At 68.9% G+C, this 20,118-nt stretch carries 19 protein-coding genes; 11 read left to right on the top strand and 8 right to left on the bottom strand.

Translation table 11 applies throughout. The features are described 5' to 3' along the window. Nucleotides 1-17 precede the first annotated feature (17 nt). A complete protein-coding gene (locus VNO22_02330; GenBank protein ID HXG60188.1) occupies nucleotides 18-320 on the bottom strand; it encodes a hypothetical protein in 303 nt (100 codons plus the stop codon). Nucleotides 321-356: 36 nt separating this feature from the next. After that, nucleotides 357-572, bottom strand: a complete 216-nt coding sequence (locus VNO22_02335) for a hypothetical protein (GenBank protein HXG60189.1) — start codon at nucleotides 570-572, stop codon at nucleotides 357-359. Nucleotides 573-668: 96 nt separating this feature from the next. Between VNO22_02335 and VNO22_02340 the strand changes: the two genes are divergently transcribed. From VNO22_02340 to VNO22_02350, 3 genes are read left to right on the top strand one after another with little or no spacing between them, the layout of a single operon-like run. After that, the gene (locus VNO22_02340; protein HXG60190.1) at nucleotides 669-1,850 is read left to right on the top strand and encodes an aminotransferase class I/II-fold pyridoxal phosphate-dependent enzyme; all 1,182 of its coding nucleotides are present in this window, start codon (nucleotides 669-671) and stop codon (nucleotides 1,848-1,850) included. Next, entirely contained in the window at nucleotides 1,847-2,758 is a 912-nt protein-coding gene (murQ, locus tag VNO22_02345; GenBank protein ID HXG60191.1) for an N-acetylmuramic acid 6-phosphate etherase, read from the top strand. Before VNO22_02340 ends, murQ begins: the two co-directional genes overlap by 4 nt. Continuing rightward, the gene (locus VNO22_02350) at nucleotides 2,755-3,840 is read left to right on the top strand and encodes an anhydro-N-acetylmuramic acid kinase (GenBank protein HXG60192.1); all 1,086 of its coding nucleotides are present in this window, start codon (nucleotides 2,755-2,757) and stop codon (nucleotides 3,838-3,840) included. The genes murQ and VNO22_02350 overlap by 4 nt, the downstream gene beginning before the upstream one ends. Nucleotides 3,841-3,870: 30 nt before the next feature. Here the strand turns inward: VNO22_02350 and VNO22_02355 are convergent, their stop codons facing one another. The 6 genes from VNO22_02355 to VNO22_02380 are packed head-to-tail and all read right to left on the bottom strand — an operon-like array spanning nucleotide 3,871 to nucleotide 10,410. Then, complete coding sequence (locus VNO22_02355) at nucleotides 3,871-5,436, bottom strand: ABC transporter substrate-binding protein (GenBank protein HXG60193.1); 1,566 nt, start codon at nucleotides 5,434-5,436, stop codon at nucleotides 3,871-3,873. An 11-nt stretch (nucleotides 5,437-5,447) separates the two neighbouring features. Beyond that, entirely contained in the window at nucleotides 5,448-6,320 is an 873-nt protein-coding gene (locus VNO22_02360; protein ID HXG60194.1) for an ABC transporter permease, read from the bottom strand. Further along, nucleotides 6,320-7,258, bottom strand: coding sequence for an ABC transporter permease (locus VNO22_02365; GenBank protein HXG60195.1), 939 nt, complete (start codon nucleotides 7,256-7,258; stop codon nucleotides 6,320-6,322). Before VNO22_02365 ends, VNO22_02360 begins: the two co-directional genes overlap by 1 nt. Nucleotides 7,259-7,264: 6 nt before the next feature. Beyond that, nucleotides 7,265-8,872 (bottom strand): ABC transporter substrate-binding protein, encoded by a 1,608-nt coding sequence (locus VNO22_02370; GenBank protein ID HXG60196.1) that lies wholly within the window; start codon nucleotides 8,870-8,872, stop codon nucleotides 7,265-7,267. Nucleotides 8,873-8,923: 51 nt separating this feature from the next. Next, nucleotides 8,924-9,805 carry an SDR family oxidoreductase gene (locus VNO22_02375; GenBank protein ID HXG60197.1) on the bottom strand — a complete coding sequence of 294 codons (882 nt, stop codon included), beginning with the start codon at nucleotides 9,803-9,805 and terminating at the stop codon, nucleotides 8,924-8,926. 41 nt (nucleotides 9,806-9,846) lie between these two features. Next, on the bottom strand, nucleotides 9,847-10,410 hold the full coding sequence (locus VNO22_02380) for an aminodeoxychorismate/anthranilate synthase component II (protein ID HXG60198.1): 564 nt from the start codon (nucleotides 10,408-10,410) through the stop codon (nucleotides 9,847-9,849). A gap of 154 nt (nucleotides 10,411-10,564) precedes the next feature. Here VNO22_02380 and VNO22_02385 point away from each other — a divergent pair, with 154 nt between their 5' ends. The 8 genes from VNO22_02385 (at nucleotide 10,565) to VNO22_02420 (ending at nucleotide 20,092) form a co-directional block, all read left to right on the top strand. Further along, nucleotides 10,565-12,220, top strand: a complete 1,656-nt coding sequence (locus VNO22_02385) for a hypothetical protein (GenBank protein HXG60199.1) — start codon at nucleotides 10,565-10,567, stop codon at nucleotides 12,218-12,220. Between the two features lie 87 nt (nucleotides 12,221-12,307). After that, complete coding sequence (locus tag VNO22_02390) at nucleotides 12,308-14,209, top strand: secretin N-terminal domain-containing protein (GenBank protein ID HXG60200.1); 1,902 nt, start codon at nucleotides 12,308-12,310, stop codon at nucleotides 14,207-14,209. A gap of 183 nt (nucleotides 14,210-14,392) precedes the next feature. Next, nucleotides 14,393-15,022, top strand: coding sequence for a TIGR03936 family radical SAM-associated protein (locus tag VNO22_02395; GenBank protein HXG60201.1), 630 nt, complete (start codon nucleotides 14,393-14,395; stop codon nucleotides 15,020-15,022). Then, nucleotides 15,019-16,554: an Rne/Rng family ribonuclease gene (locus VNO22_02400; GenBank protein HXG60202.1), complete on the top strand. Its 1,536-nt coding sequence runs from the start codon at nucleotides 15,019-15,021 to the stop codon at nucleotides 16,552-16,554. Before VNO22_02395 ends, VNO22_02400 begins: the two co-directional genes overlap by 4 nt. 65 nt (nucleotides 16,555-16,619) lie before the next feature. After that, a complete protein-coding gene (gene rplU, locus VNO22_02405; GenBank protein HXG60203.1) occupies nucleotides 16,620-16,934 on the top strand; it encodes a 50S ribosomal protein L21 in 315 nt (104 codons plus the stop codon). Nucleotides 16,935-16,973: 39 nt separating this feature from the next. Further along, nucleotides 16,974-17,981: a GTPase ObgE gene (gene obgE, locus VNO22_02410; protein ID HXG60204.1), complete on the top strand. Its 1,008-nt coding sequence runs from the start codon at nucleotides 16,974-16,976 to the stop codon at nucleotides 17,979-17,981. A gap of 37 nt (nucleotides 17,982-18,018) precedes the next feature. Further along, nucleotides 18,019-19,134, top strand: a complete 1,116-nt coding sequence (locus tag VNO22_02415; protein ID HXG60205.1) for a type IV pilus twitching motility protein PilT — start codon at nucleotides 18,019-18,021, stop codon at nucleotides 19,132-19,134. Between the two features lie 19 nt (nucleotides 19,135-19,153). Continuing rightward, nucleotides 19,154-20,092: a PDZ domain-containing protein gene (locus VNO22_02420; GenBank protein HXG60206.1), complete on the top strand. Its 939-nt coding sequence runs from the start codon at nucleotides 19,154-19,156 to the stop codon at nucleotides 20,090-20,092. Nucleotides 20,093-20,118: the final 26 nt, after the last annotated feature.

Genomic DNA, 20,118 nt, shown 5'->3' on the forward strand with positions numbered 1-20,118 from the left:
ATACACTCCAGGGCGGCCTATTCGCCCGCGGTCTGCAGGAGGAGGGACTTGAGTTCGTTGTAGTACGTCGGATTCGCCAGATCGCGGGTCAACAGGTTATACACGCGGACCTTGCGGTTCTGGCGGTCGAGGATGAAAACGTCATCCTTGGACGCCCCCCAGCGGGACCAGACGTTCCCCGAGGGCGTGATGTCGTCCTGGAGCCAGGGAATCGTCCGGCCCGTCGTGATCGTTCCGTTGCCGGACTCCTCGCCGAGGACGTTGATTCCGAGGATCCGGATGGCGGTGGCCGGGTTGGCGGTCAGAAGCTCGGTCTGCATTTCGTCCAGTTTCCCGAACTGGGTCTGGCAATAGCTTCAGGTGGCGTGGCCGAAGTACCAGGCCGAGACTTGATCCAGGTAATCGCGGGGCGAGACCTTCTGATTGTAGGTGGCCGAGTTCGGGTTGACGTCGGTGAGGGAGAAATCGGGCATGACGGGGGGAGGGCCGTCCGAGTCGGAATCCTCGCGGCAGGCCGCTGCGAGGGCCAGAGCCGCCAGGAGCGCCGGTCGGATCAGCGTCGTGCCGCGCATTGGGACCTCCGCCAACGTAGCGCGGGGCCGGGCCGGGAGCAACGGAAACCCGCGCGTTTCTTGTGGCCCGCCCCGCTTTCCGATAAAGTTCTTCCCATGCCCCGGGACTTCGTCTCCAGGAAGGCCGCCCGTTTCACCGAGAGCGTCATCCGGGAGATGACCCGCCTGGCCGACCGCCACGGGGCGATCAACCTGGCTCAGGGCTTTCCGGACTTTCCGGCCCCCGCGGCGCTCAAGCGCGCCGCCTGCGAGGCCATCCGGCGCGACGTCAACCAGTACGCCGTCACCTGGGGCGCGCCCGCCCTCCGGGAGGCTCTGGCCCGCAAGTACAAGAAGTACAACCGAATGGACGTGGACCCTGACCGAAATATCACCGTCACCTGCGGCGCCACGGAGGCCATGATCTCGGCGCTCCTGGCGGCGGTCGATCCGGGGGAGGAGGTCATCCTTTTCGAGCCGCACTACGAGAACTACGGGCCCGACACGATCCTCTCCGGCGCCACGCCCCGCTTCGTGCATCTGCATCCTCCGGACTGGCACCTGGACGAGAAGGAGCTGGCGCGCGCCTTCAACCGGCGCACGAAGGCGATCGTCCTGAACACCCCCAACAATCCCACGGGGAAGGTGTTCACGCGCCGGGAGCTCGAGACGATCGCCCGGCTGTGCCTGAAGTGGGACGTCCTGGCGGTCACGGACGAGGTGTACGAGCACATCGTCTACGAGGGGGAGCACGTTTCGATCGCGTCGCTCGACGGCATGGCGGAGCGGACGATCACCACCTCGTCGCTCTCGAAGACGTTTTCGATCACGGGCTGGCGGCTCGGATACTGCATCGCGCCCGAGCGGCTGAGCGGCGCGATCCGGAAGGTGCATGACTTCCTCACGGTGGGGGCGCCGCATCCGCTCCAGGTCGCCGCGGCGCGGCTTCTGGACCGGCCGGGGACGCTCTTCGAGGACCTGCCGCGCGAGTACCGGGAACGCCGCGAGGTCTTCTACCCGGCGCTCGAGGCGGCCGACTTCCGTCCGTTCCGGCGTCCCGCCGGCGCGTACTACGTGATGTGCGACGTCTCGCGGTTCGGGTTCCCGGACGACACGGCCTTCGCCCGGTGGTTCGTGCGGGAGGCCGGGATCGCCGTGGTTCCGGGCAGCTCTTTCTACGTGGATCCCGCGCGGGGGCGCCACCTCGTCCGGTTCGCCTTCTGCAAGCGCAAGCCCACGCTGCGCGAGGCGGCGCGGCGCCTGGCCCGCCTTTCCGTACCGGCCGCCGCCCGCTCATGAAGCGCGATTTCGACCGGCTCCTCACCGAGCAGCGCCATCCGCGCACGCGGCGGATCGACGCGATGCCGGTGTCCGAGATCCTCGCCACGATTCACCGCGAGGACGCGCGGGTGGCCGGCGCGGTGGCGGCCGAGCGGCCGCGGCTGGCGCGGGCGGTCGAGCTGGTCGTCGAGCGGCTGCGGCGCGGCGGGCGGATCTTCTTCGTGGGGGCGGGAACGAGCGGACGTCTGGGGGTGCTCGAGGCGGCCGAGATGCCGCCGACCTTCGACACGCCGCCGGAGCTCGCCCAGGCGGTCATGGCCGGCGGTCCGGAGTGCGTCTGGGCGAGCAAGGAGGGGGCCGAGGACGACGCCGCCGACGGCGCGCGGCAGATCCGGCTCCGCAAGATCCGCCCGGCGGACGTCGTCGTCGGGATCGCCGCCAGCGGGGTGACGCCGTTCGTGCACGGGGCGCTCCGGGAAGCCCGCCGGCGGGGCGCGGGGACGATCCTGGTTGCCTGCAACCGCCGGGGGGTGCCGCCCCGGCCGGCGGACGTCGTCGTCGCCCCGCGGGTGGGTCCGGAGGTGATCGCCGGATCCACGCGCCTGCGGGCCGGCACCGCGACCAAGATGGTGCTCAACGCCCTCACGGTCGCCTCGATGATCCGGCTGGGCAAGGTCTACGAGAACCTGATGGTGGATCTCCAGACGCGCTCCGACAAGCTTCACGCGCGGGCGCGGCGGATCGTGCGGATTCTGACGGGGGTTTCGGAGCGGCGCGCGGCGCGGGCGCTGCGGGCGGCGGGAGGCCGGTGCAAGACGGCGATCGTGATGCTCCGGCGGGGCGTGACCCGGGAGGAGGCGGAGCGGCTCCTGGAGGCCGCGGGAGGGATGCTCCGGCCGGTCCTGGAGGACGGCGGCGCGCGATGATCCGGGCGCTGGGGCTCATGTCCGGAACGTCCGCCGACGGGGTTTCGGCGGCGCTCGTGCGGATCGCGGACCGGCGGGTGGAGCTTCTGGCGTTCCGGACGGAGGCGTATCCGAAGGCGCTGCGGGAGCGCGTGCGGGCGGCGGCGGGGGCGCGGGCGCCGGAGCTCTCGGAGCTTCACGCGGATCTGGGGCGGTTCTTCGCGCGGGCGGCCCGGCGGATCCTGGCGGGGCGCCGCGCGGACGTGATCGGCTCGCACGGCCAGACGGTCTGGCATGAGCCGGGGCGGCACACGCTTCAGCTCGGGGAGCCTTCCTTCATCGCCCAGGAGACGGGGATTCCGACCGTGGCCGATTTCCGGCCCGCGGACGTGGCGGCGGGGGGGCAGGGCGCGCCGCTCGTGCCGTATTTCGACTGGTTCGTCTTCGGCGGCCGGCCGGTGGCGCTTCTGAACCTCGGAGGCATCGCCAATTTCACCTTCGTGGGGCGGACGCTCCGGGAGACCACCGGCTTCGACACGGGTCCGGGCAACGTTCTTCTGGACGAAGCGATGCGCCGGGCGTTCGGCCGGGAGTACGACGCCGGCGGCCGGGTGGCGGCGTCCGGGACCATCGATCTTCGGATGCTCCGGCGGCTGGATCATCCCTACTTTCGGAAGCCTCCGCCGAAGTCCACGGGGCGGGAGCTTTTCGGGCCGGCCTTTCTCGAGGAGCGTCTGGGACGGGAGCTCCGGCGGCGTCCCGCCGACGCGGTGGCGACGCTGACGTTTTTCACGGCGCGCACGATCGCGGACGCGTTCGCGCGGTTCGCGCCGCGTCCGGTGCAGGAGGTCGTGGTGTCGGGCGGCGGGGCGTTCAACCGGACGCTGGTGCGTCATCTGGAATGGATGCTCTGGCCGGCGGCGGTGCGGCCGATCGACGTCTACGGCTTTCCGCCCCTGGCGCGGGAGCCGGCGGCCTTCGCGCTTCTGGCGGCGCAGACCCTGCGGGGCCGTCCCTCGAACGTGCCTTCGGCCACCGGGGCGCGCCGCGCGGTGGTCCTGGGGAAGATCGTGCCGGCCGGGAGGGGCGGGGTTCCGTCCTGAACGTCCGGGCGCCGGAGACCTCGGAGTTCTTCATCGCTCCGGAAGCGGGGCCGGACGGGACGTCGGCGGGACCAGCCGCAGGGCCGGCGTTTCGCCGCCCCGCAGGATCGAACGGACGATGCCCTCGCGGTCGATGGTCTGCGAAAGCGCCCGGCGGACGCGGGGGTCGTCGAGCGGCCGGACGCTCGTGTTGAAGACGTAGTAGTACACGGCGTTGTAGGGCGCCGCCACGTGGTCCGGACGGGTGGCATAGGTGTCGACCGCGTCGGGAGGGGCGCGGAAAAGCCAGTGGCAGGCGCCGGATTCGTAGAGCCGCCAGGCCGCGTTGTCGTCGGCGACGCTCAGGAAGACGAACTTCGCGAGCTTCACCTCCCGGGCCGCCCGGTAGAGCGGGTTCTTCACGAACACCTTCCGGTCGTTGAAGGTCCACGACTCCAGACGATACGGGCCGTTGTGGACCATCGTTCCCGGGCGGACCCACTCGGCGCCGTGGCGCTCCACGGTGGCGCGGTGGACCGGGAAGAAGACGTTCAGGCAGAGAAGCTCCGGGAAATAGGGCGCCACGTGCGCCAGCTCCGCCACGAGCGTCCGGTCGTCCGTCGCGCGCACGCCCAGGCTCGAGGGCGGCGCCTCGCCGCGCGCGACCGCCCGGGCGTTGCGCAGGACGAAGAGCCGGTCCACATAGGGCGACGCCGTGCGGGGATCCGCCGCGCGCCGCCACGCCCAGACGAAATCGTGGGCCGTGACCGGATCGCCGTTCGACCAGCGGGCTTCCCGGAGCCGGAAGGTCCAGGTCTTTCCGTCCGGGGAAACCTCCCAACGCTCGGCGGCGGCGGGGACGGGACGGGCGTCCTTCGGGTCGGGCGCGGCCAGCCCCTCGAAGAGATGCATGAGGACCTTGAGGCCCGCGATGTCCTGGGAAAGCGCCGGATCGAGCGAGGCGGGTTCCTCGGCGCCGTTGAACACGAGGACGCCGTCGGCCGGCGCGCCGGGACCCTCCAGGGTCACGCCCTGAAGCGGGTGCATGTCCCGGACGTTCGGGTAGACCCCCTTGACGAACGGCTTGATGTAGTTGTGGGACACATAGTGATAGATCGGAGCCACCGCGGCCTCGTCCAGAAGCAGGCGCTCCGCCTCGGCCAGAAGACCGAGCCGCCGCGCCGCGTCCGGCTCGGCGTCCGCCGCGTCCATGAGCCGCTCGAAGGCGTCGGAACTCCATCCGGCGGCATGGGCCCGGCTGTCGCGCCGGAAGAGGGCCAGGAACGCGTGGGGGTCGAGGTACTCCCCGATCCAGGCGCGGCGGGCGATCTGGTAGTCGCCCGCGGCCAGGCGGTCGAGGTACACCCTCCACTCGACGTTCCGGAGGTCGACGTCGACGCCCAGCGCGCGCCGCCAGTTCTCCTGGATGCGCGCGGCGATGCGGGTGTGCCAGTCGGCGCGGTTGTACAGGATCGTCAGGCGGGGAAATCCGCGGCCGTCGGGGAATCCCGCCTCCGCCAGGAGCCGGGCGGCGGGCGTGCGGGGCGGGGCGGGGGCGTCCGAGCGGCCGCAGGCGGCCAGAGCCGCGGCGGCGGCCAGCACAGCGAGGGCTCGCATGGCGGGCCTCCTCACGACGGTCGCTGCTGGACGTCGAAGGCGTCCCGCAGGCCGTCCCCGATCGAGTTCAGGCAGTACAGCGTCAGCGCCAGGGCCGCCCCGGGAAAAGTCACCAGCCACCAGAGGTTGCGCTCCGTGCCGAGCGCCTTGGCGCCCTCGCTGATGAGGACTCCCCACGACGTCTCCGGTTCCGAAACCCCGAGGCCCAGAAAGGAGAGGAACGATTCCGTCAGCATCGCGCCCGGCACGGAAAGCGTCGCGTAGACGATCACGGGTCCCAGGACGTTGGGCACCATGTGGCGCACGATGATGGCGGGCATTCCCGCCCCCAGCGCGCGCGCGGCCTCCACGAACTCCCGTTCCCGCAGCGAAAGCACCTGCCCGCGCACGATCCGCGCGAGCGTCAGCCAGCCGAAAAGGCCGATCACGAGGAAGACCCACGCGAGGCTCCGGGACTCGACGAGCGCCATGATGACGATGATGAGCAGGATGTGGGGGAGTCCGTAAAGGACGTCCACCACGCGCATCATGAAGGCGTCCGTCCGGCCTCCCGCGACCGCCGAGGCGGCGCCGTAGGCGGTCCCGACGAGCACGCTCACGGTGGTGGCCAGGAGCGCCACGGCGAAGGAGACCCGGCCTCCGCGGAAGACGCGCGAAAAGAGGTCGCGGCCGAGCGCGTCGGTGCCCATCCAGTACGTGGAGTTGGGGCGGCCCAGGGTGTAGGTGAAGTCCTGGTCGCGGTAATCGTGCGGGCTGGCCCAGGGGACGACCCACGTCGCCAGCCCGAGGAGCCCCAGAAGCGCCGCCGAAACGAGGGCGCGCCGGTTGCGCCGGAACCGGCGCAGGGCCAGGCGGGTCGGGGACCGGCTTTCCTCGGCTCCCATCAGTGGACCCTCACCCGCGGGTCGAGGATCCCGTAGAGGAGGTCGACCGCGAAGTTCATGGCGATGACGATCGCCGTGTAGACGAGAACGCAGGCCATGATGAGGTTCATGTCCCGGTTGAGGGCGGATTTCACGAAGTGCTGGCCGAGGCCCGGGATCGCGAAGACCGACTCGACGACGAGCGATCCCGTGACGAGGACGGCCACCATGGGGCCGAGGTAGGAGACGACGGGCGTGACGCCGTTCTTGAGGGCGTGCCGGAGAAAGACGGCGCGTTCCGGCAGGCCCTTCGCGCGGGCGGTGCGGATGAAGTCCTTATGGAGGACGTCGAGCATTCCGGCGCGCGCGAGCCGAGAGATGTAGGCGATATGGACCAGGGCGAGCGTCACGGACGGAAGCACGAGCTTCTTGAGTTCCGAAAGGCGCGTCCAGTCCTCGGGCCAGAGCGCCGCCGGAAGCCAGCCCAGGCCGATGGCGAAGACGAGGACGAGGATCGGTCCGAGGAGGAAGTTGGGTACGCAGATGCCGGCGATCGAGAGGCTCATGGCCAGGGTGTCGGGCCAGCGGTTCTGGCGGGCGGCGGCCAGGAGGCCCAGGGGCAGGCCGATGCCGAGCGCCAGGAAGGCCGCCAGCGCCCCCAGGACCGCCGATTTCCTCAGGCCCGGCCAGACGATATCGTTGCAGCTGAGGTCGCGGTAATAGAGGGAGGGGCCCAGGTCCCCCCGGACGTAGCGCGCCATCGTGCGGGCGTACTGGACGAGGATCGGCCGGTCGAGTCCGTAGAACGCCTCGAAGTTCCGCAGCACTTCCGGGTGGACGGCGCGCTCCGTGGTGAAGGGGCTGCCGGGGGCGATGCGGGTGACGGCGAAGGAGAGCGTGGCGACGACCCAGAGGGTGAGGATTCCCTGGAGGAGGCGGCGCAGGGTGAACGCGAGCACGGGAGGTCAATCCTCCGCGTCCAGGCGGGGGCTCGTGTAGTCCTTCCAGGCGGGCGGGACGAAATGGTAGGCGGGCTTCTGTCCCTGCCGCAGGACGTGCCGCACGAGGGCTTCCCGGTCCACCGCGAGGGCCAGCGCGCGGCGCACGCGGACGTCGCGGAGGGGACCGTGGCGGACGTTGAAGGAGTAAAAGTAGGTGGCCAAGTAGTCGCCCCCGCGGTAGTCCGGCCGCTTCATGATCTCCTCGATCTGGTCGATCGGAAGGGCGGTGATCCAGTCGATGGTTCCTTCCTTATAGAGGTTCCAGGCGGTGACCCGGTCTTCGATGGGCAGGAACTTGATCCGGGGCTGGCGGACGGCGGCGGCGTTCCAGTAGCGCGGGTTCCTTTCCAGGGTCAGGGAATCCGTGGGCTTCCACTCCGCCAGACGGAAAGGGCCGTTGGTGACGATATGCTCCGGCCGGGTCCAGGCGGCGCCGTGCCGTTCGAGGACATCCTTGCGGACCGGATAGAACGTCATGAAGCCGGTCAGGTCCAGAAAGTAGGGGCAGGGGTGTTCGAGTTCCACCTCGAGCGTGCGGGCGTCCCGGGCGCGGACGCCCACGGTCGAAGGGTCGGAGGTCTTTTTCTCGTGGAAGGCCTGGGCGCCCTTGACGGCGAAGAGGATGTGGGCGTAATCGGTAAGCGTGGCCGGGTCGAGGGCCCGCCTCCAGGCGTAGACGAAATCTTCCGCCGTGACGGGACGGCCGTCGCTCCAGGCGGCCTCGCGCAGATGGAACGTATATTTCTTTCCGTCGGGGGAGATGTCCCATCGTTCGGCGACGCCGGGGCGCGGCTCGAGGGTGCGGGGGTCCGGGGTGGCGAGGCCCTCGAAGAGGCCGATGAGGACGCGGTATTCGAGGGCGCCGCGGGCGAGCGCGGGGTCGAGGGTCTGGACTTCGCTTCCGTTGTGGATGACGAGGGTCTCGCGCCCCTCGGCGCGGACCTCGGCGAGGGGATGGATGTCCTGAACGTTCTCGTAGAGACCGCGGACGTGCTCCTTCCAGCAGTTCTGGCTGACATAGAAGTAGAGGGGCACCACGGCCGCCTCGCGCAGGAGGATCTTTTCGGCGCGGGAAAGGAGCGTCGAACGGCGGGCGCGGTCGGGTTCGGCGGCGGCCTCGCGGATCAGCCGGTCGTATTCCGGGTGCGACCATCCGGTGTTGTTGTTGCCGCTGGCGGAGGTGAACATTTCGAGGAAGGTGTTCGGATCGCGGTAGTCGGCGATCCATCCGCGGCGGGCGATCTGGTAGTCGAGAGCGCTCAGGCGGTCGAGGTAGATCTTCCATTCGACGTTGCGCAGCTCGACGTCGATTCCGAGGTTCTTGCGCCACATCTGCTGGAGGGCGGCGGCGACTTTCTTGTGGGCCTCGTCGGTGTTGTAGAGGACTTCGAGCGTGGGGAAACCGCGCCCGTCGGGGTAACCGGCTTCGGCGAGAAGGCGGCGGGCGCGTTCGAGGGCGGCGCCCGCTCCGGCGGCGGGGGGCGGTTCCTTGCGTCCTTCGCAGCCGGCCAGGACGAGGGCCGCCAGGAGGGCCGAACGCGCGGCCCGGGGGAAGTTCGCGGGCGGGCGCATCGCAGGCCATCGTAGGCCCGTCCCGCGGTCAAGTCAACATCCCGGACGGCGTCAGACCCCCATGATGTTGTAGCCGCAGTCGACGTAGAGGATCTGGCCGGTGATCGCGGAGGCCAGGGGGCTGGAGAGAAAGACCGCGGCGTGGGCGACCTCCTCGGGTTCGATGGGCCGCGGCAGGGGGCTGTGCCGGGCGGCGTGGTCGATCATCTGCTGGATGTCGCCGATCGCGCGGGCGGCGCGCGAGGCGTAGGGCCCCGCCGAGATGAGATTGACGCGGATGCCGGCGGGTCCGAGCTGGTGGGCGAGCTGGCGGCAGTCGATCTGGAGGGCGGCCTTGGCCGACGACATTCCGCCGCCGTAGTGGGGCACGACGCGTTCGCCGCCGATGTAGGTGAGGGCGAGGGCCGAGGCCCCTCCGGGGCGTCCCTCCATGAAGGGACGCGCCGCCCGCAGGAGCGACGAAAGGGAATACGCGCTGACCGAGAGCGCCGTCAGGTACGCCTTGCGGCTCGTGTCGATGAGGCGGTTCTTGATCTCGGGGCTGAAGGCCACCGAGTGGATGAGGATGTCGATCCCGCCGAATTCGCGGCCCACGGCTTCGACCGATCCGCGGATCGAGTAGTCCGCGTACTTCTGGTAATGCCGATCCCGGCGGGTGGCCTCGTCCACGTCGTCCATCGTGTCGAAGCTCACGTCGCAGGGGACGATCTTTTCCACCCGGAGCGTTCCGGCGCCGAAGGGGAGCGTGCGGGCTTCCGCGTCCTTCTCGCGGGTGAGAAAGTTTTCGACGATGCCCAGGACGCGCGGGTGGCAGGAGAAGACGAGCCGCGCGCCGGCGGCCTGGAGGGCTTTGGCGATGTGCCAGGCGAAGCCCTGGTTGTCGGCCACGCCCGTGACGAGGGCGATCTTTCCGGACAGGTCGATCGGAACCATATGGGCCCCCATGATAAGGAGCCGGCCGGGCCTGACAACAATTATCGCGTCAGGAAGTTCCTCAGGAGTTCCAGGCCCGCCTCGGTTCGGTAGCTTTCGGGGTGGAACTGGACGCCTTCGAGGGGCCAGGAGCGGTGGCGCAGGCCCATGATCTCCCCTTCGGGCGTGCGGGCGGAGATCTCGAGTTCCGCGGGAAGCCCCTGCTCCTCGACGACCAGCGAGTGATAGCGCATCGCCCGGAACGGATTGGGAAGTCCCGCGAAGACGCCGGCTCCGTCGTGGCGCACGAGGCTCGTTTTGCCGTGCACGGGCCGCCGGGCGCGGCCGACGCGCCCCCCGAGGACGTGGGCGATGCACTGGTGGCCCAGGCAGACCCCGAGGATGGGCACCCGGCCGCCCAGGAGGCGCAGGACGTCGTTGGTGACGCCCGCTTCGCTCGGGGTGCGCGGGCCGGGGGACAGGACGATCCGTTCGGGAGCCCGGCGTTCGACGTCGCGCGCGGTGACGGCGTCGTTGCGGACGACCTCGACGGCGGCCCCGAGGGCCCCCAGGGCCTGCACCAGGTTGTAGGTGAACGAGTCGTAGTTGTCGATGACAAGCAGCATGAGGGGCGTCCGGACCCGGAATTCCTTATAAAAACGTCCGCAGGGCCGGTCAAAGGGTGTTTTCCGGCAATAAATTTGACAACCGCGGGGGGTGGTCTATAATTAACTCCGCAACAGCTTGGAAACGCTGCGATCCTCACGACTGGGAGGCCGTATGCGTCGTCTCGCGGTGGCGTTCGGGACGTGGGTGCTGCTGGCCGAGGCGGCCGCAGGGGTCCCCCAGGAGCGCCGGCCGGAGCCGGCGGCGCCTCAAGACCGCGTGGACCTGGCCGGGGTGCTCGACTCGTGGTACAAGATCGAGCAGGCGGACCGGCACGTCGGGTTCGTCCACGAGTTCATCGAGCGCGTCCCGGCGGGCAATCCGTGGCGCTACAACTATCACGTCGACGCCGAGCTGGAGGTCATGGTCCCGGATCCCCAGGAGCCGGGGAAGGAAGTGCCGCTCGTTGAATCCATCCGGGTGCGCGCGCGTCTCGACGACACTTACGCGCCGGTGGACTGGCAGCAGCGCAGCCACGTCAACGGCGTGGACGTGGATCTCCTGGCGACGGTGGACGAGAGCGGGCAGCGCACGCTCGAGGTGGTTCTCTCGGCGACCGATCGCCGGCAGTTCCCGGTGCCGCAGGAGGAGGAGGTCTACTTCTCGCGGTCGCTCATGTTCATCGCGCTGCGGCAGAACGGGAGCCTGGCGCGTCCCGGCACGCGGCGCGTGTTTCTGGTCCAGCCGCAGGCGCAGGGGCCGCCGGTCATCGACCTGTCGATCGAGGTGCGAGAGACGGTGAAGCGCGAGTACATGGGCAAGAAGGAGGTTCCCGTCACGCGGGTGTCGTATCTCAAGCCGCCGCCGGCGATGAACCGCGACTGGGAGCTCATGGACGCGTTCATCGACAAGTTCGGCCGCATCGTCGAGGAGACGCGGCGGGGCGGCCTGCGCATGATCCTGGTCAAGGGCGAGGAGGAGGCGGTGGGCCATGAGACCCGCCTGCGCCAGAGGGCGCGGCGGGACCCCTTCCGCAAGGACCTGGCCATGACGCTGCGGGCCAAGGAGAAGGAGGGCGCCGGGGCCGGGGAGAAGAAAGAGGACGTCCGCATCACCGACGCCGGCCAGGTGCAGGCGCGGCTGAAAGAGGGGCAGAAGCTTCTGGAGGACCTTCGGAAGGCCCGCGAGGAGAACCGGGAAGCGGAGGGGGAGCAGATCTATCAGAAACTCCTGGCCCTCCACCAGGCCCTGCGCAAGTTCCTCCAGGAACGGCCGCAGGGGCAGGATGTGCAGAGGCAGGCCGAGGAGCTGCGCCGCCAGACCGAGGAGGTGTGGGGCGGCGCCGAGCGCCTCATGAAGAAGCTCCGGCTCGTCTACGTGCGCGTCATGGAGCTTTTCGACCGGGATGAGTGCGACGAGATGGCCAAGGGGGTCGAGGAGCTGCGCAAGGCGCAGGACCGGCCCGAGCTTCAGGATACGCCGCAGCTTCTGCTGCTGGCCGGATGGGTGGCCAAGGTGGAGCCGCTCGTGGCCAAGTGCCGCACCCGGATGGAGCTGGCGCGCAAGAAGATCGTGCTGACGGGGACGATCGCCTACGAGGAATGGACCTTCCAGCCCATCGATCCGTCGGTTGCGGTTTTCGGGCACGTGGCGGGCGCGCCCCAGGAGGTCCGGTTCATCAAGCCGAGCCGGCTGGCCGTCATCAACGACAAGGTCTACCGGGTCGGCGACGTCGTGGAAGGCGAGGGGGTGCGGGTCGAGAAGATCTGGCCCCACGGCGTGCAGGTTTCGCTGCGGGAGGAGACCCGCGACGTCGGCATCCGCCAATAAACGGGGGTCCTGAGGGACTCAGGGAGGGATATCGTGGGAGGGATCAGCCGTCCGTCCGGGCTCGGAATTTTTCGGAGAACGCTTGCCATGATCGGCGTCCGCCTTTCGCTCGCCGTGTTCGCCGCGTCGGCCCTGACCGCCGCTCCGGCCCGGGCGCAGCAGGAGCCCCCTCCGGCTCCGCCGGCCGGCGGCGCCGGGGCTCAGGAGATGGACCCCCGCGCCAAGGCCATCCGGGAAGCCTACGAGGAACGCCTGCGCCGCGAGCGCCAGCAGGTCACCATTCGCGTGCGCAACGCGACGGTCGGCCAGATCGTCGAGGAGTTCCGGCGCCAGACCGGCTGGAACATCGTCGTGGACTACCGGAACATCCCCGACGACTACCGGGTGGACGAGTTCATCGTCGAGAACGAGCCGGCGCGCCGGGCGCTGGAGGCCTTCGCGGCCAAGGCGGAGCTCTCGATCGAGGACGTCAGCCCCACCCTCATCATGCTCTCGCGGCCGCCGCGGCTCACCTTCAACTTCCGCGACGCGGACGTCAAGGTGGTCATCGACATGATCGCGCGGGTCTCCGGCGCCAACATCATCGTGGCTCCGGACGTGAAGGGATCGATCACCCTTTCGATCAACAACGTTCCCTGGCAGGAGGTTCTCAACTCCGTCGTCAAGACGCTCGGATTCGTCACGGTCCGGGAAAACTTCGGGATCATCCGCATCATTCACCAGGACGAGCTGCTCAAGCAGATGGAGACCCGGGTCTTCCGGCTCCGGTACATCCAGCCGCCGCCCACCTACACGGCCAAGGTGGAGGAAGGCAAGCTCATCAGCGGCCGGCCGATCCAGCCGCCCCAGCAGATCGAGGAAGTGCTGCGCCGGTTCGTCCTCAAGCAGACCCTGGAGACGGTGCTTTCGCGCAACGCGGCCGGCCAGGTCCTCGGGAAGCTCGACTTCGACCCCCAGACGAATTCCTTCATCGTGCGCGACACGAAGGTGACCCTCGACAAGATCGGCGAGATCATTTCGCTGCTCGACGTGGAGCCGGAGCAGGTGCTTCTGGACGTCAAGTTCGTCTCGACGACCAACGAGGATCTGCTGACGTTCGGAGTCAACTGGGACCTCGGCGGACAGGGGGGCGCCACGGTGTCCAGCCGCATCCTGCCTCCCTCGACCGTCGTGGATCCCGTGACGAGCCAGGTCCTCTCCGGCAAGATCACCAAGCTTCCCTTCGGGTTCGGAAACGAGCTCCACGCGCCCGGCGAGCAGTTCTTCCTGACTCAGTACGACATGACGATGACCCTCCGGGCGTTCAAGCAGGACCGGTTCTCCCGGCTGCTTCAGGAGCCGACGCTGGCCGTGGCGGACAACACGGAGGCCACGATCTTCGTGGGCGAAACGATCAGCTACGCCGAAGTGCGCACCACGACCAACCAGTTCGGCGGGCTGGAGTTCTCCCTCGGCGAAGCTCAGAAGTCTCCCGTCAAGGTGGGCTTCCAGCTCTTCGTGATCCCCAAGATCGTCGCCGACTCGAACAAGGTGATCCTGACGATCATTCCGCAGAACGACTTCCTGTCCGGACAGTCGGGCGTGGCCGCGGTGCCGGGCTTCGAACGCTTCACCCTCGTTTCGAACGGCGCCCCGCAGAGCATCGACCTGCCGCGGATCTCGACGACCACGCTGGTGACCAAGCTCGTTCTGGAGAGCGGGCGGACGGCGATCCTCGGGGGACTGGTCGTCGAGCGTTCGACCTTCGAGGACCGGGGGATTCCGATTCTGAAGGACATTCCGCTGGTGAACTACCTCTTCAAGCAGCGCAACGACACGATCCGCAAGGAGCATCTCCTCATCTTCATCACGCCGCGCATCGTGCGCTCGGGGCAGGGCCCCTCGCAGGATCTGCAGCGGCAGCTGCGCCTGAGGGAAGAGCAGGAGCGGCAGGAGCTCGAGGAGCTGCGCAAGAAGCAGCAGGAACAGGAAAAGAAAGCGCCGAAGTAGTAAAATGAAGCCGGGCGGGGGCGCCGGCCGGACCGGCGCCCCCCCCGCCGGCATGCCCCGACGAGCGGGGAGCGCGGAGCGGACGGGATCCGCCGAGGGCGGCCCGCCCGCCGAAGAAAAATTCGCCGTCCGGCCGGGGATGGATGCCCCGGCTCCTTCCCGCCTCTCCCTTCCCGTCGCGGCATGAACATCTTCTCCTACCGGGTGCGGTTCACGAAAACCGGCCGGATGCGCTTCCTGTCCCACCACGATCTGATGCGCCTGTGGGAACGGGCCCTGCGGCGGACGGGACTGCCCCTGCGCTTCACCGAAGGGTACAACCCCCACCCCATCCTCGCCTTCCCCACGGCGCTGGCTCTGGGCATCGAATCCTTCGACGAGGTGTTCGAGTTCGAGCTGACCGGCTGGACCGCCCCCCGCCAGATCGAGCGGCTCCTGGCGGCGCAGCTTCCCGAGGGGATGAGCGTCCTTTCCGTGGAGGCCTTCGACCGCAAGGACCGCTCCTATGTGGATTTCGTCGAATACGAAGCCCTGTGCCCGGGACAGGGAGGCCGCGTCCCCGACGCGATCCGGGCGTTCCTCGCCCGCGCCGAGTGCCCCGTCGAGCGGGTGTCGGACAAGGGCTCCCGCACGATCGACATCCGGCCGTACGTCATGGCCCTGGACTCGGAAGGCGACCGGGTGTTCCTGCGCCTGCGGGTGACCGACCAGGGCACCGCCCGGCCGGACGAGGTCCTGCGCGCCCTGGGGCTGTCGCTGGACGAGACGGTCCGGATCAAGAAGACCTACACGGAGCTCGCGGTGCGCCCATGATTCCTTCCGGCCGCCTCATGCTCGTCAACGCCGTCGAGAAGGAGGAAACCCGCATCGCCATCCTCAAGGACGGCCGCCTCGACGATCTGCATGTGGAGCGCAAGACCCACGAGACGCTCGTGGGCAACATCTACAAGGGCCGCGTGGAGAACGTGCACGCGAGTCTGCAGGCCGCGTTCGTTCACGTGGGTCTCGAACGGAACGCCTTTCTCCACGTGTCCGAGGTCGTGGGGGAAGGGGAGGAGCCCTACCATCGGCCCCGGCCCGGCCGGCCCGCCCGGGGGCCCAAGCGGTTCATCCAGAACCTCCTGAGGCCCGGACAGGAGATCCTCGTCCAGGTCATCCGGGATCCCTTCGGCGAGAAGGGGCCCTCGGTGTCCATGGAGATTTCCCTGCCGGGCCGGTTCCTGGTCCTGACGCCGCTTTCCCGGAAGATGGGCATCTCGAAGAAGATCACCGATCCCGCCCAGCGGGCGGCGCTGCGCCAGGCGGTGCGGCAGCTCACGCAGGAGATCCCTTCCGAAGTCGGGTTCATCGTGCGGACCTCGTCGGCCGACACGCCCCCTCAGGACCTGCGCGCCGACTACGAATACCTTCTGCGGGTGTGGAGCGCCGTCGAGGCGCGCGCCCGGACCGCGCACGCCCCGGCGCTTCTCTACCAGGAGACCGAGCTCGTCCTGCGGACGGTGCGCGACTTCTTCACTCCCGAGATCGAGAAGATCGTGGTGGACGACGCCGGGGTCTTCGAGCGGCTCCGCGAATTCTTCGACCACGTGATGCCCCGGTACCGCGATCGGCTGGAACTCTACGAGGGGGCCACGCCGCTGTTTCACCGCTACGACCTCGAGTCCCAGATCGAGCAGCTCAACGCGCGGACCGTTCATCTCCCCTCGGGGGGCTCCATCGTCATCGAGCGGGCCGAGGGGATGACGGCGATCGACGTGAACTCCGGGCGCCTCGTGCGGGAGGCGAATCCCGAGGATCTGGCCCTCAAGACCAACCTCGAGGCGGCGCGCGAGATTTTCCGGCAGCTCCGCCTGCGCGACCTGGGCGGGATCATCGTGATCGACTTCATCGACATGAAGATGGAGCGCCACAAGCGGGAGCTCGAGGAGCTGGCCCGCCGGGAGGCCCGCAAGGACCGCTCGCAGATGGTGATCCTGCCGCTGTCGCAGTTCTGCCTGCTGCAGATCGCGCGGCAGAAGATCCGGCCGAGCCTCGACGTCGTCTCCCACGAGCCCTGCCCCACCTGCGGCGGAACGGGCGTGGTCAAGAACACCGAGTCCGTGGCGCTCGAGGTTCTCCGGGCGCTCAAGTCCACCCTGGACCGCGGGGACATCGCCGTGGTCGAAGCCCGGGTGAGCCCGGACGTGGCGGGCTACCTCAAGGAGCGCATGGAGGACCTTCAGAAGCTCGAGGAGCGGCACCGCAAGCGGATTCATCTGACGGCCACGCGGGAACTGGCCTCGAACCGCGTGGAGTTCTCCTGCTACAACGCCGCGGGAGAAAAGGTCGTGGATTTCGTGCGCTGAGGCGGCGGGCCGGCGCCCCGAAAAAACTTGCCCCGGCCGGGGCCTTCTGATATAAGGATCCCCCCATGTACGCGATCTTCAAGAACGGCGGGCGGCAGTATCGCGCCGAGAAGGGGCAGACGCTGGAGCTCGACCGCCAGGGCCCCGCGGAGGGGGAGCGGATCGAGTTCACGGAGGTGGTGCTCCTGCACGACGGCCAGAAGGCCCGGATCGGCGCGCCTCTGGTGGCCGGCGCCAAGGTCCTGGCCGAGGTCGTCCGGAACTTCAAGGGCGAGAAGATCCGCGTCTTCAAGTACCGCCGCCGCGAAGGCTACCACCGCACCCGCGGGCATCGCTCGCGGAAGACCCTCGTCAAGATCACCGACATCGTGGCCCCGTAACGGGCCGGGCGGCCGCTCGGGCGCCCGGCGTCCCTCCCCATGTTCCGCGACGAAGTCACCGTTCGGATGAAGGGGGGCGACGGCGGAGCCGGCTGCGTCTCCTTCCTTCGCGAGAAGTACCGTCCCAAGCTGGGCCCCGACGGGGGCGACGGCGGCAAGGGGGGCGACGTCGTCCTCGAGGCGGACGAGAACTACAACACCCTCTACCATCTCATCCATATTCCCCGGTTCGTCGCGCAGAACGGGGAGCCCGGCCGGGGTCGCAACCAGAGCGGCAAGAAGGGACGCGACCTCGTGATCAAGGTCCCCGTGGGAACCCTGGTTCGGGACGCCGATCGCGGGGTGGTGCTCAAGGATCTCCGGCGCCACGGGGAGCGGATCGTGCTTTGCCGCGGCGGCAAAGGGGGGCGCGGGAACCAGCACTTCGCCACGCCCACGCATCAGGCTCCCCGCCGCGCGGAGCCCGGCCGGCCCGGGGAGGAGCGCCGCGTGCGGCTGGAACTCAAGATGATCGCCGACGTGGGGCTCGTGGGTCTTCCCAACGCGGGGAAATCGACGCTTCTGTCGCGCCTGTCGGCCGCCCGTCCCAAGATCGCCGACTATCCCTTCACCACGCTCGTTCCGAACCTCGGGATTCTGAAGGGCGACGACTTCCGGACCCTCGTCGTGGCGGACCTTCCGGGCATCATCGAGGGAGCCCATGAAGGGAAGGGCCTGGGAGACCGGTTCCTGCGGCACATCGAGCGCACGCGCCTGATCGTCCACCTCGTGGACGTCTCGCCGCAGGCGCTTCGCCCGCCCGTGGACGCCTACCGGACGGTGCGGCGGGAGCTGGAGGGGTACAGCCCCGCCCTGGCGGCCAAGCCCGAGGTCGTCGTGGCGACCAAGATCGATCTCCCCGGGGCGCGGGAGAACGCCGAGGCGCTTCGCCGCGCTCTCGGAGAGAAGCGGCGGGTGCTGGAGATTTCCGCGGCGACGGGGAAAGGGCTTCGGGAGCTGGCGGGGGAACTTTTCCGCGTCCTGGCCTCGGAGCGTGGTATAGAATAGGCGGCGTCGGGGCAGGGGGCCCGTTGGAGGACGCGGAATGGAACTGGCCAGGATCTTCGCGGCGATGGTCAAGGAAGAGGCGTCGGACCTCTTCCTCAAGGTGGGCGTTCCTCCCGCCATGCGCGTCGTCGGCCGGGTGGTGTCCATGTCCGCCCCGCCGCTCACCGAAGAAAACATGATGGAGATCTACAACGAAGTCTGCGACGACTTCGCCAAGAAGAAGTTCGCCGAGAAGGGCGAGGTGGACGTCTCCTACGAAATCTACGGCGTGGGGCGCTTCCGGGCCAACGTCTTCCGCCAGCGCGGCTACATCGGCATGGTCTTCCGGCACATCCATTCGAAAATTCCGACGCTGGAGGAGCTCAATCTGCCGGCCGAGGCGCTGCGCCGCCTGGCGCTCCTGCCGCGCGGACTGATTCTCGTGACGGGAACGGCCGGCTCCGGAAAATCCACCACCATCGCCGCGATGATCGATTACATCAACCAGACCGAGGAACGGCACATCATCACGATCGAAGACCCGATCGAGTTCACCTTCACCGACAAGAAGTGCGTCATCGAGCAGCGGGAAATCGGTCAGGACACGGACTCCTTCGTCTCCGCCCTCAAGCACGCCGTGCGCCAGTCGCCCGACGTCCTCTTCATCGGCGAGATGCGGGACCTCGAAACCATGGAGGCCGCCATCCACGCGGCCGAGACCGGACACCTCGTCTTCTCGACGCTGCACTCCCTGAACGCCATGCAGACGGTGGACCGGATCATCAACTTCTTCCCCCCTCACCAGCACGCCTTCCTCCAGCTTCAGCTTTCGATGCTGCTGCAGGGGGTGATTTCCCAGAGGCTCCTGCCCACCAAGGACGGCGCCGCCCGGATGCCGGCGGTGGAGCTCATGACCTCCACCCCCACCATCCAGGAACTTCTCCTGCACGGGAAAACCCGGGAGCTGTACAAGGCGTTAAAAGACGGAAGCTATTACGGATGCATGACCTTCAACCAGTCGCTCAAATCGCTCCTGGAGCGCGACCTCATCACGCTGGAGGACGCGCTCAGCGCCGCCGACAGTCCGGACGAACTCAAGCTCGAGCTGCGCGGCATCTCCAAGGACGCGCAGCGCCACTTCGGCGGCGGGGGGGGCGGATTCGGGCGGCGGTGACGGAGCCCCCGGGACGCCCATGAACGACGTCAAGCTGCTCAACGGCCTTCTCTGGGCGCTCAACGGCCTGCTCGGGCTGGGAATCGCCGCGTTCGCCTGGTTCTTTCTTCTCACGCCGGCGCGCGGGAACCTCGACGGCGTCGTCTTTCAGGACGAAGCCCCCCGCGCGGAGGTCGTGCGCCCCGCGGGGCCCGGGGACGGAGTGCTGCGGTCCCTTCCGAATCCGCTGGAGCCTCGGGCCAGGGGAGCCGGGCCCGCCGCTCCCACCTTCCGCGCCGTCCTCAAGGGAACGCTGCCGACCGAGAAGGATCCCCGCCAGGCCGTGGCGTTCATCAAGTCCCCGACGCGGAACGTGGACCTGGTGGCCTACGTGGGGGAGCCGATCCTGCACGACGGGCAGCCCTTCGAAGAGTATCGGGGCTGGACGCTCGTCGAGGTGACCAAGGACACGGCCACGTTCACGAACGGGACCCTGCGGGAGACCCTGACGCTCGACCCCAACGCCCCTTCCGGACCTTCCGGTCCCGGGACGCCCCGCGCCGCCGGTCCCGCCGGCCCGCGCGCCAACCGCGCCGGTCAGCCCTACAACCCCGAGGGGTTCCGCAGCCGCCTGCTGGCCTCCGCGGAGAACCGCCAGGTCTGGGGCATGGATCCCGACGAGATCGACTGGGCCCTCCAGAACAGCGACCGCATCATGGACCAGGAGTTCCAGGTGACGCCCTACGCCGGCGGGGGACTCAAGATCGAAAGCGTCGCGCCCGGATCGCTGGGCGCCATGCGCGGCCTGATCCCCGGGGACGTCGTCAAGGACATCAACGGCCAGCCGCTCACGAGCCTCGCCGACATCCGAACGCTCATGAACAGCCCCGCCCTGCGCCAGAGCTCCGGGCTTCGGATCACCCTCGAGCGGGCCGGAAAACCCGTCATCCTCGAGTACCGACCCCTGCCGCGGCAGTAATCGTTCCGGGGACCGAACGGGGATCT

Source organism: Planctomycetota bacterium, assembly GCA_035574235.1.
In the GTDB taxonomy this organism is placed as follows: Bacteria; Planctomycetota; MHYJ01; order MHYJ01; family JACPRB01; genus DATLZA01.

Excerpts from the sequence above, each read along its gene's own strand:
- VNO22_02420 (HXG60206.1), top strand. The coding sequence starts at position 19,154 with ATGAACGACGTCAAGCTGCTCAACGGCCTTCTCTGGGCGCTCAACGGC.
- VNO22_02380 (HXG60198.1), bottom strand. The coding sequence starts at position 10,410 with ATGCTGCTTGTCATCGACAACTACGACTCGTTCACCTACAACCTGGTG.
- VNO22_02340 (HXG60190.1), top strand. The coding sequence starts at position 669 with ATGCCCCGGGACTTCGTCTCCAGGAAGGCCGCCCGTTTCACCGAGAGC.
- VNO22_02390 (HXG60200.1), top strand. The coding sequence starts at position 12,308 with ATGATCGGCGTCCGCCTTTCGCTCGCCGTGTTCGCCGCGTCGGCCCTG.
- obgE (HXG60204.1), top strand. The coding sequence starts at position 16,974 with ATGTTCCGCGACGAAGTCACCGTTCGGATGAAGGGGGGCGACGGCGGA.
- VNO22_02385 (HXG60199.1), top strand. The coding sequence starts at position 10,565 with ATGCGTCGTCTCGCGGTGGCGTTCGGGACGTGGGTGCTGCTGGCCGAG.
- VNO22_02350 (HXG60192.1), top strand. The coding sequence starts at position 2,755 with ATGATCCGGGCGCTGGGGCTCATGTCCGGAACGTCCGCCGACGGGGTT.
- VNO22_02360 (HXG60194.1), bottom strand. The coding sequence starts at position 6,320 with ATGGGAGCCGAGGAAAGCCGGTCCCCGACCCGCCTGGCCCTGCGCCGG.
- VNO22_02375 (HXG60197.1), bottom strand. The coding sequence starts at position 9,805 with ATGGTTCCGATCGACCTGTCCGGAAAGATCGCCCTCGTCACGGGCGTG.
- VNO22_02355 (HXG60193.1), bottom strand. The coding sequence starts at position 5,436 with ATGCGAGCCCTCGCTGTGCTGGCCGCCGCCGCGGCTCTGGCCGCCTGC.
- rplU (HXG60203.1), top strand. The coding sequence starts at position 16,620 with ATGTACGCGATCTTCAAGAACGGCGGGCGGCAGTATCGCGCCGAGAAG.
- VNO22_02330 (HXG60188.1), bottom strand. The coding sequence starts at position 320 with ATGCAGACCGAGCTTCTGACCGCCAACCCGGCCACCGCCATCCGGATC.
- murQ (HXG60191.1), top strand. The coding sequence starts at position 1,847 with ATGAAGCGCGATTTCGACCGGCTCCTCACCGAGCAGCGCCATCCGCGC.
- VNO22_02400 (HXG60202.1), top strand. The coding sequence starts at position 15,019 with ATGATTCCTTCCGGCCGCCTCATGCTCGTCAACGCCGTCGAGAAGGAG.
- VNO22_02370 (HXG60196.1), bottom strand. The coding sequence starts at position 8,872 with ATGCGCCCGCCCGCGAACTTCCCCCGGGCCGCGCGTTCGGCCCTCCTG.
- VNO22_02335 (HXG60189.1), bottom strand. The coding sequence starts at position 572 with ATGCGCGGCACGACGCTGATCCGACCGGCGCTCCTGGCGGCTCTGGCC.
- VNO22_02395 (HXG60201.1), top strand. The coding sequence starts at position 14,393 with ATGAACATCTTCTCCTACCGGGTGCGGTTCACGAAAACCGGCCGGATG.
- VNO22_02415 (HXG60205.1), top strand. The coding sequence starts at position 18,019 with ATGGAACTGGCCAGGATCTTCGCGGCGATGGTCAAGGAAGAGGCGTCG.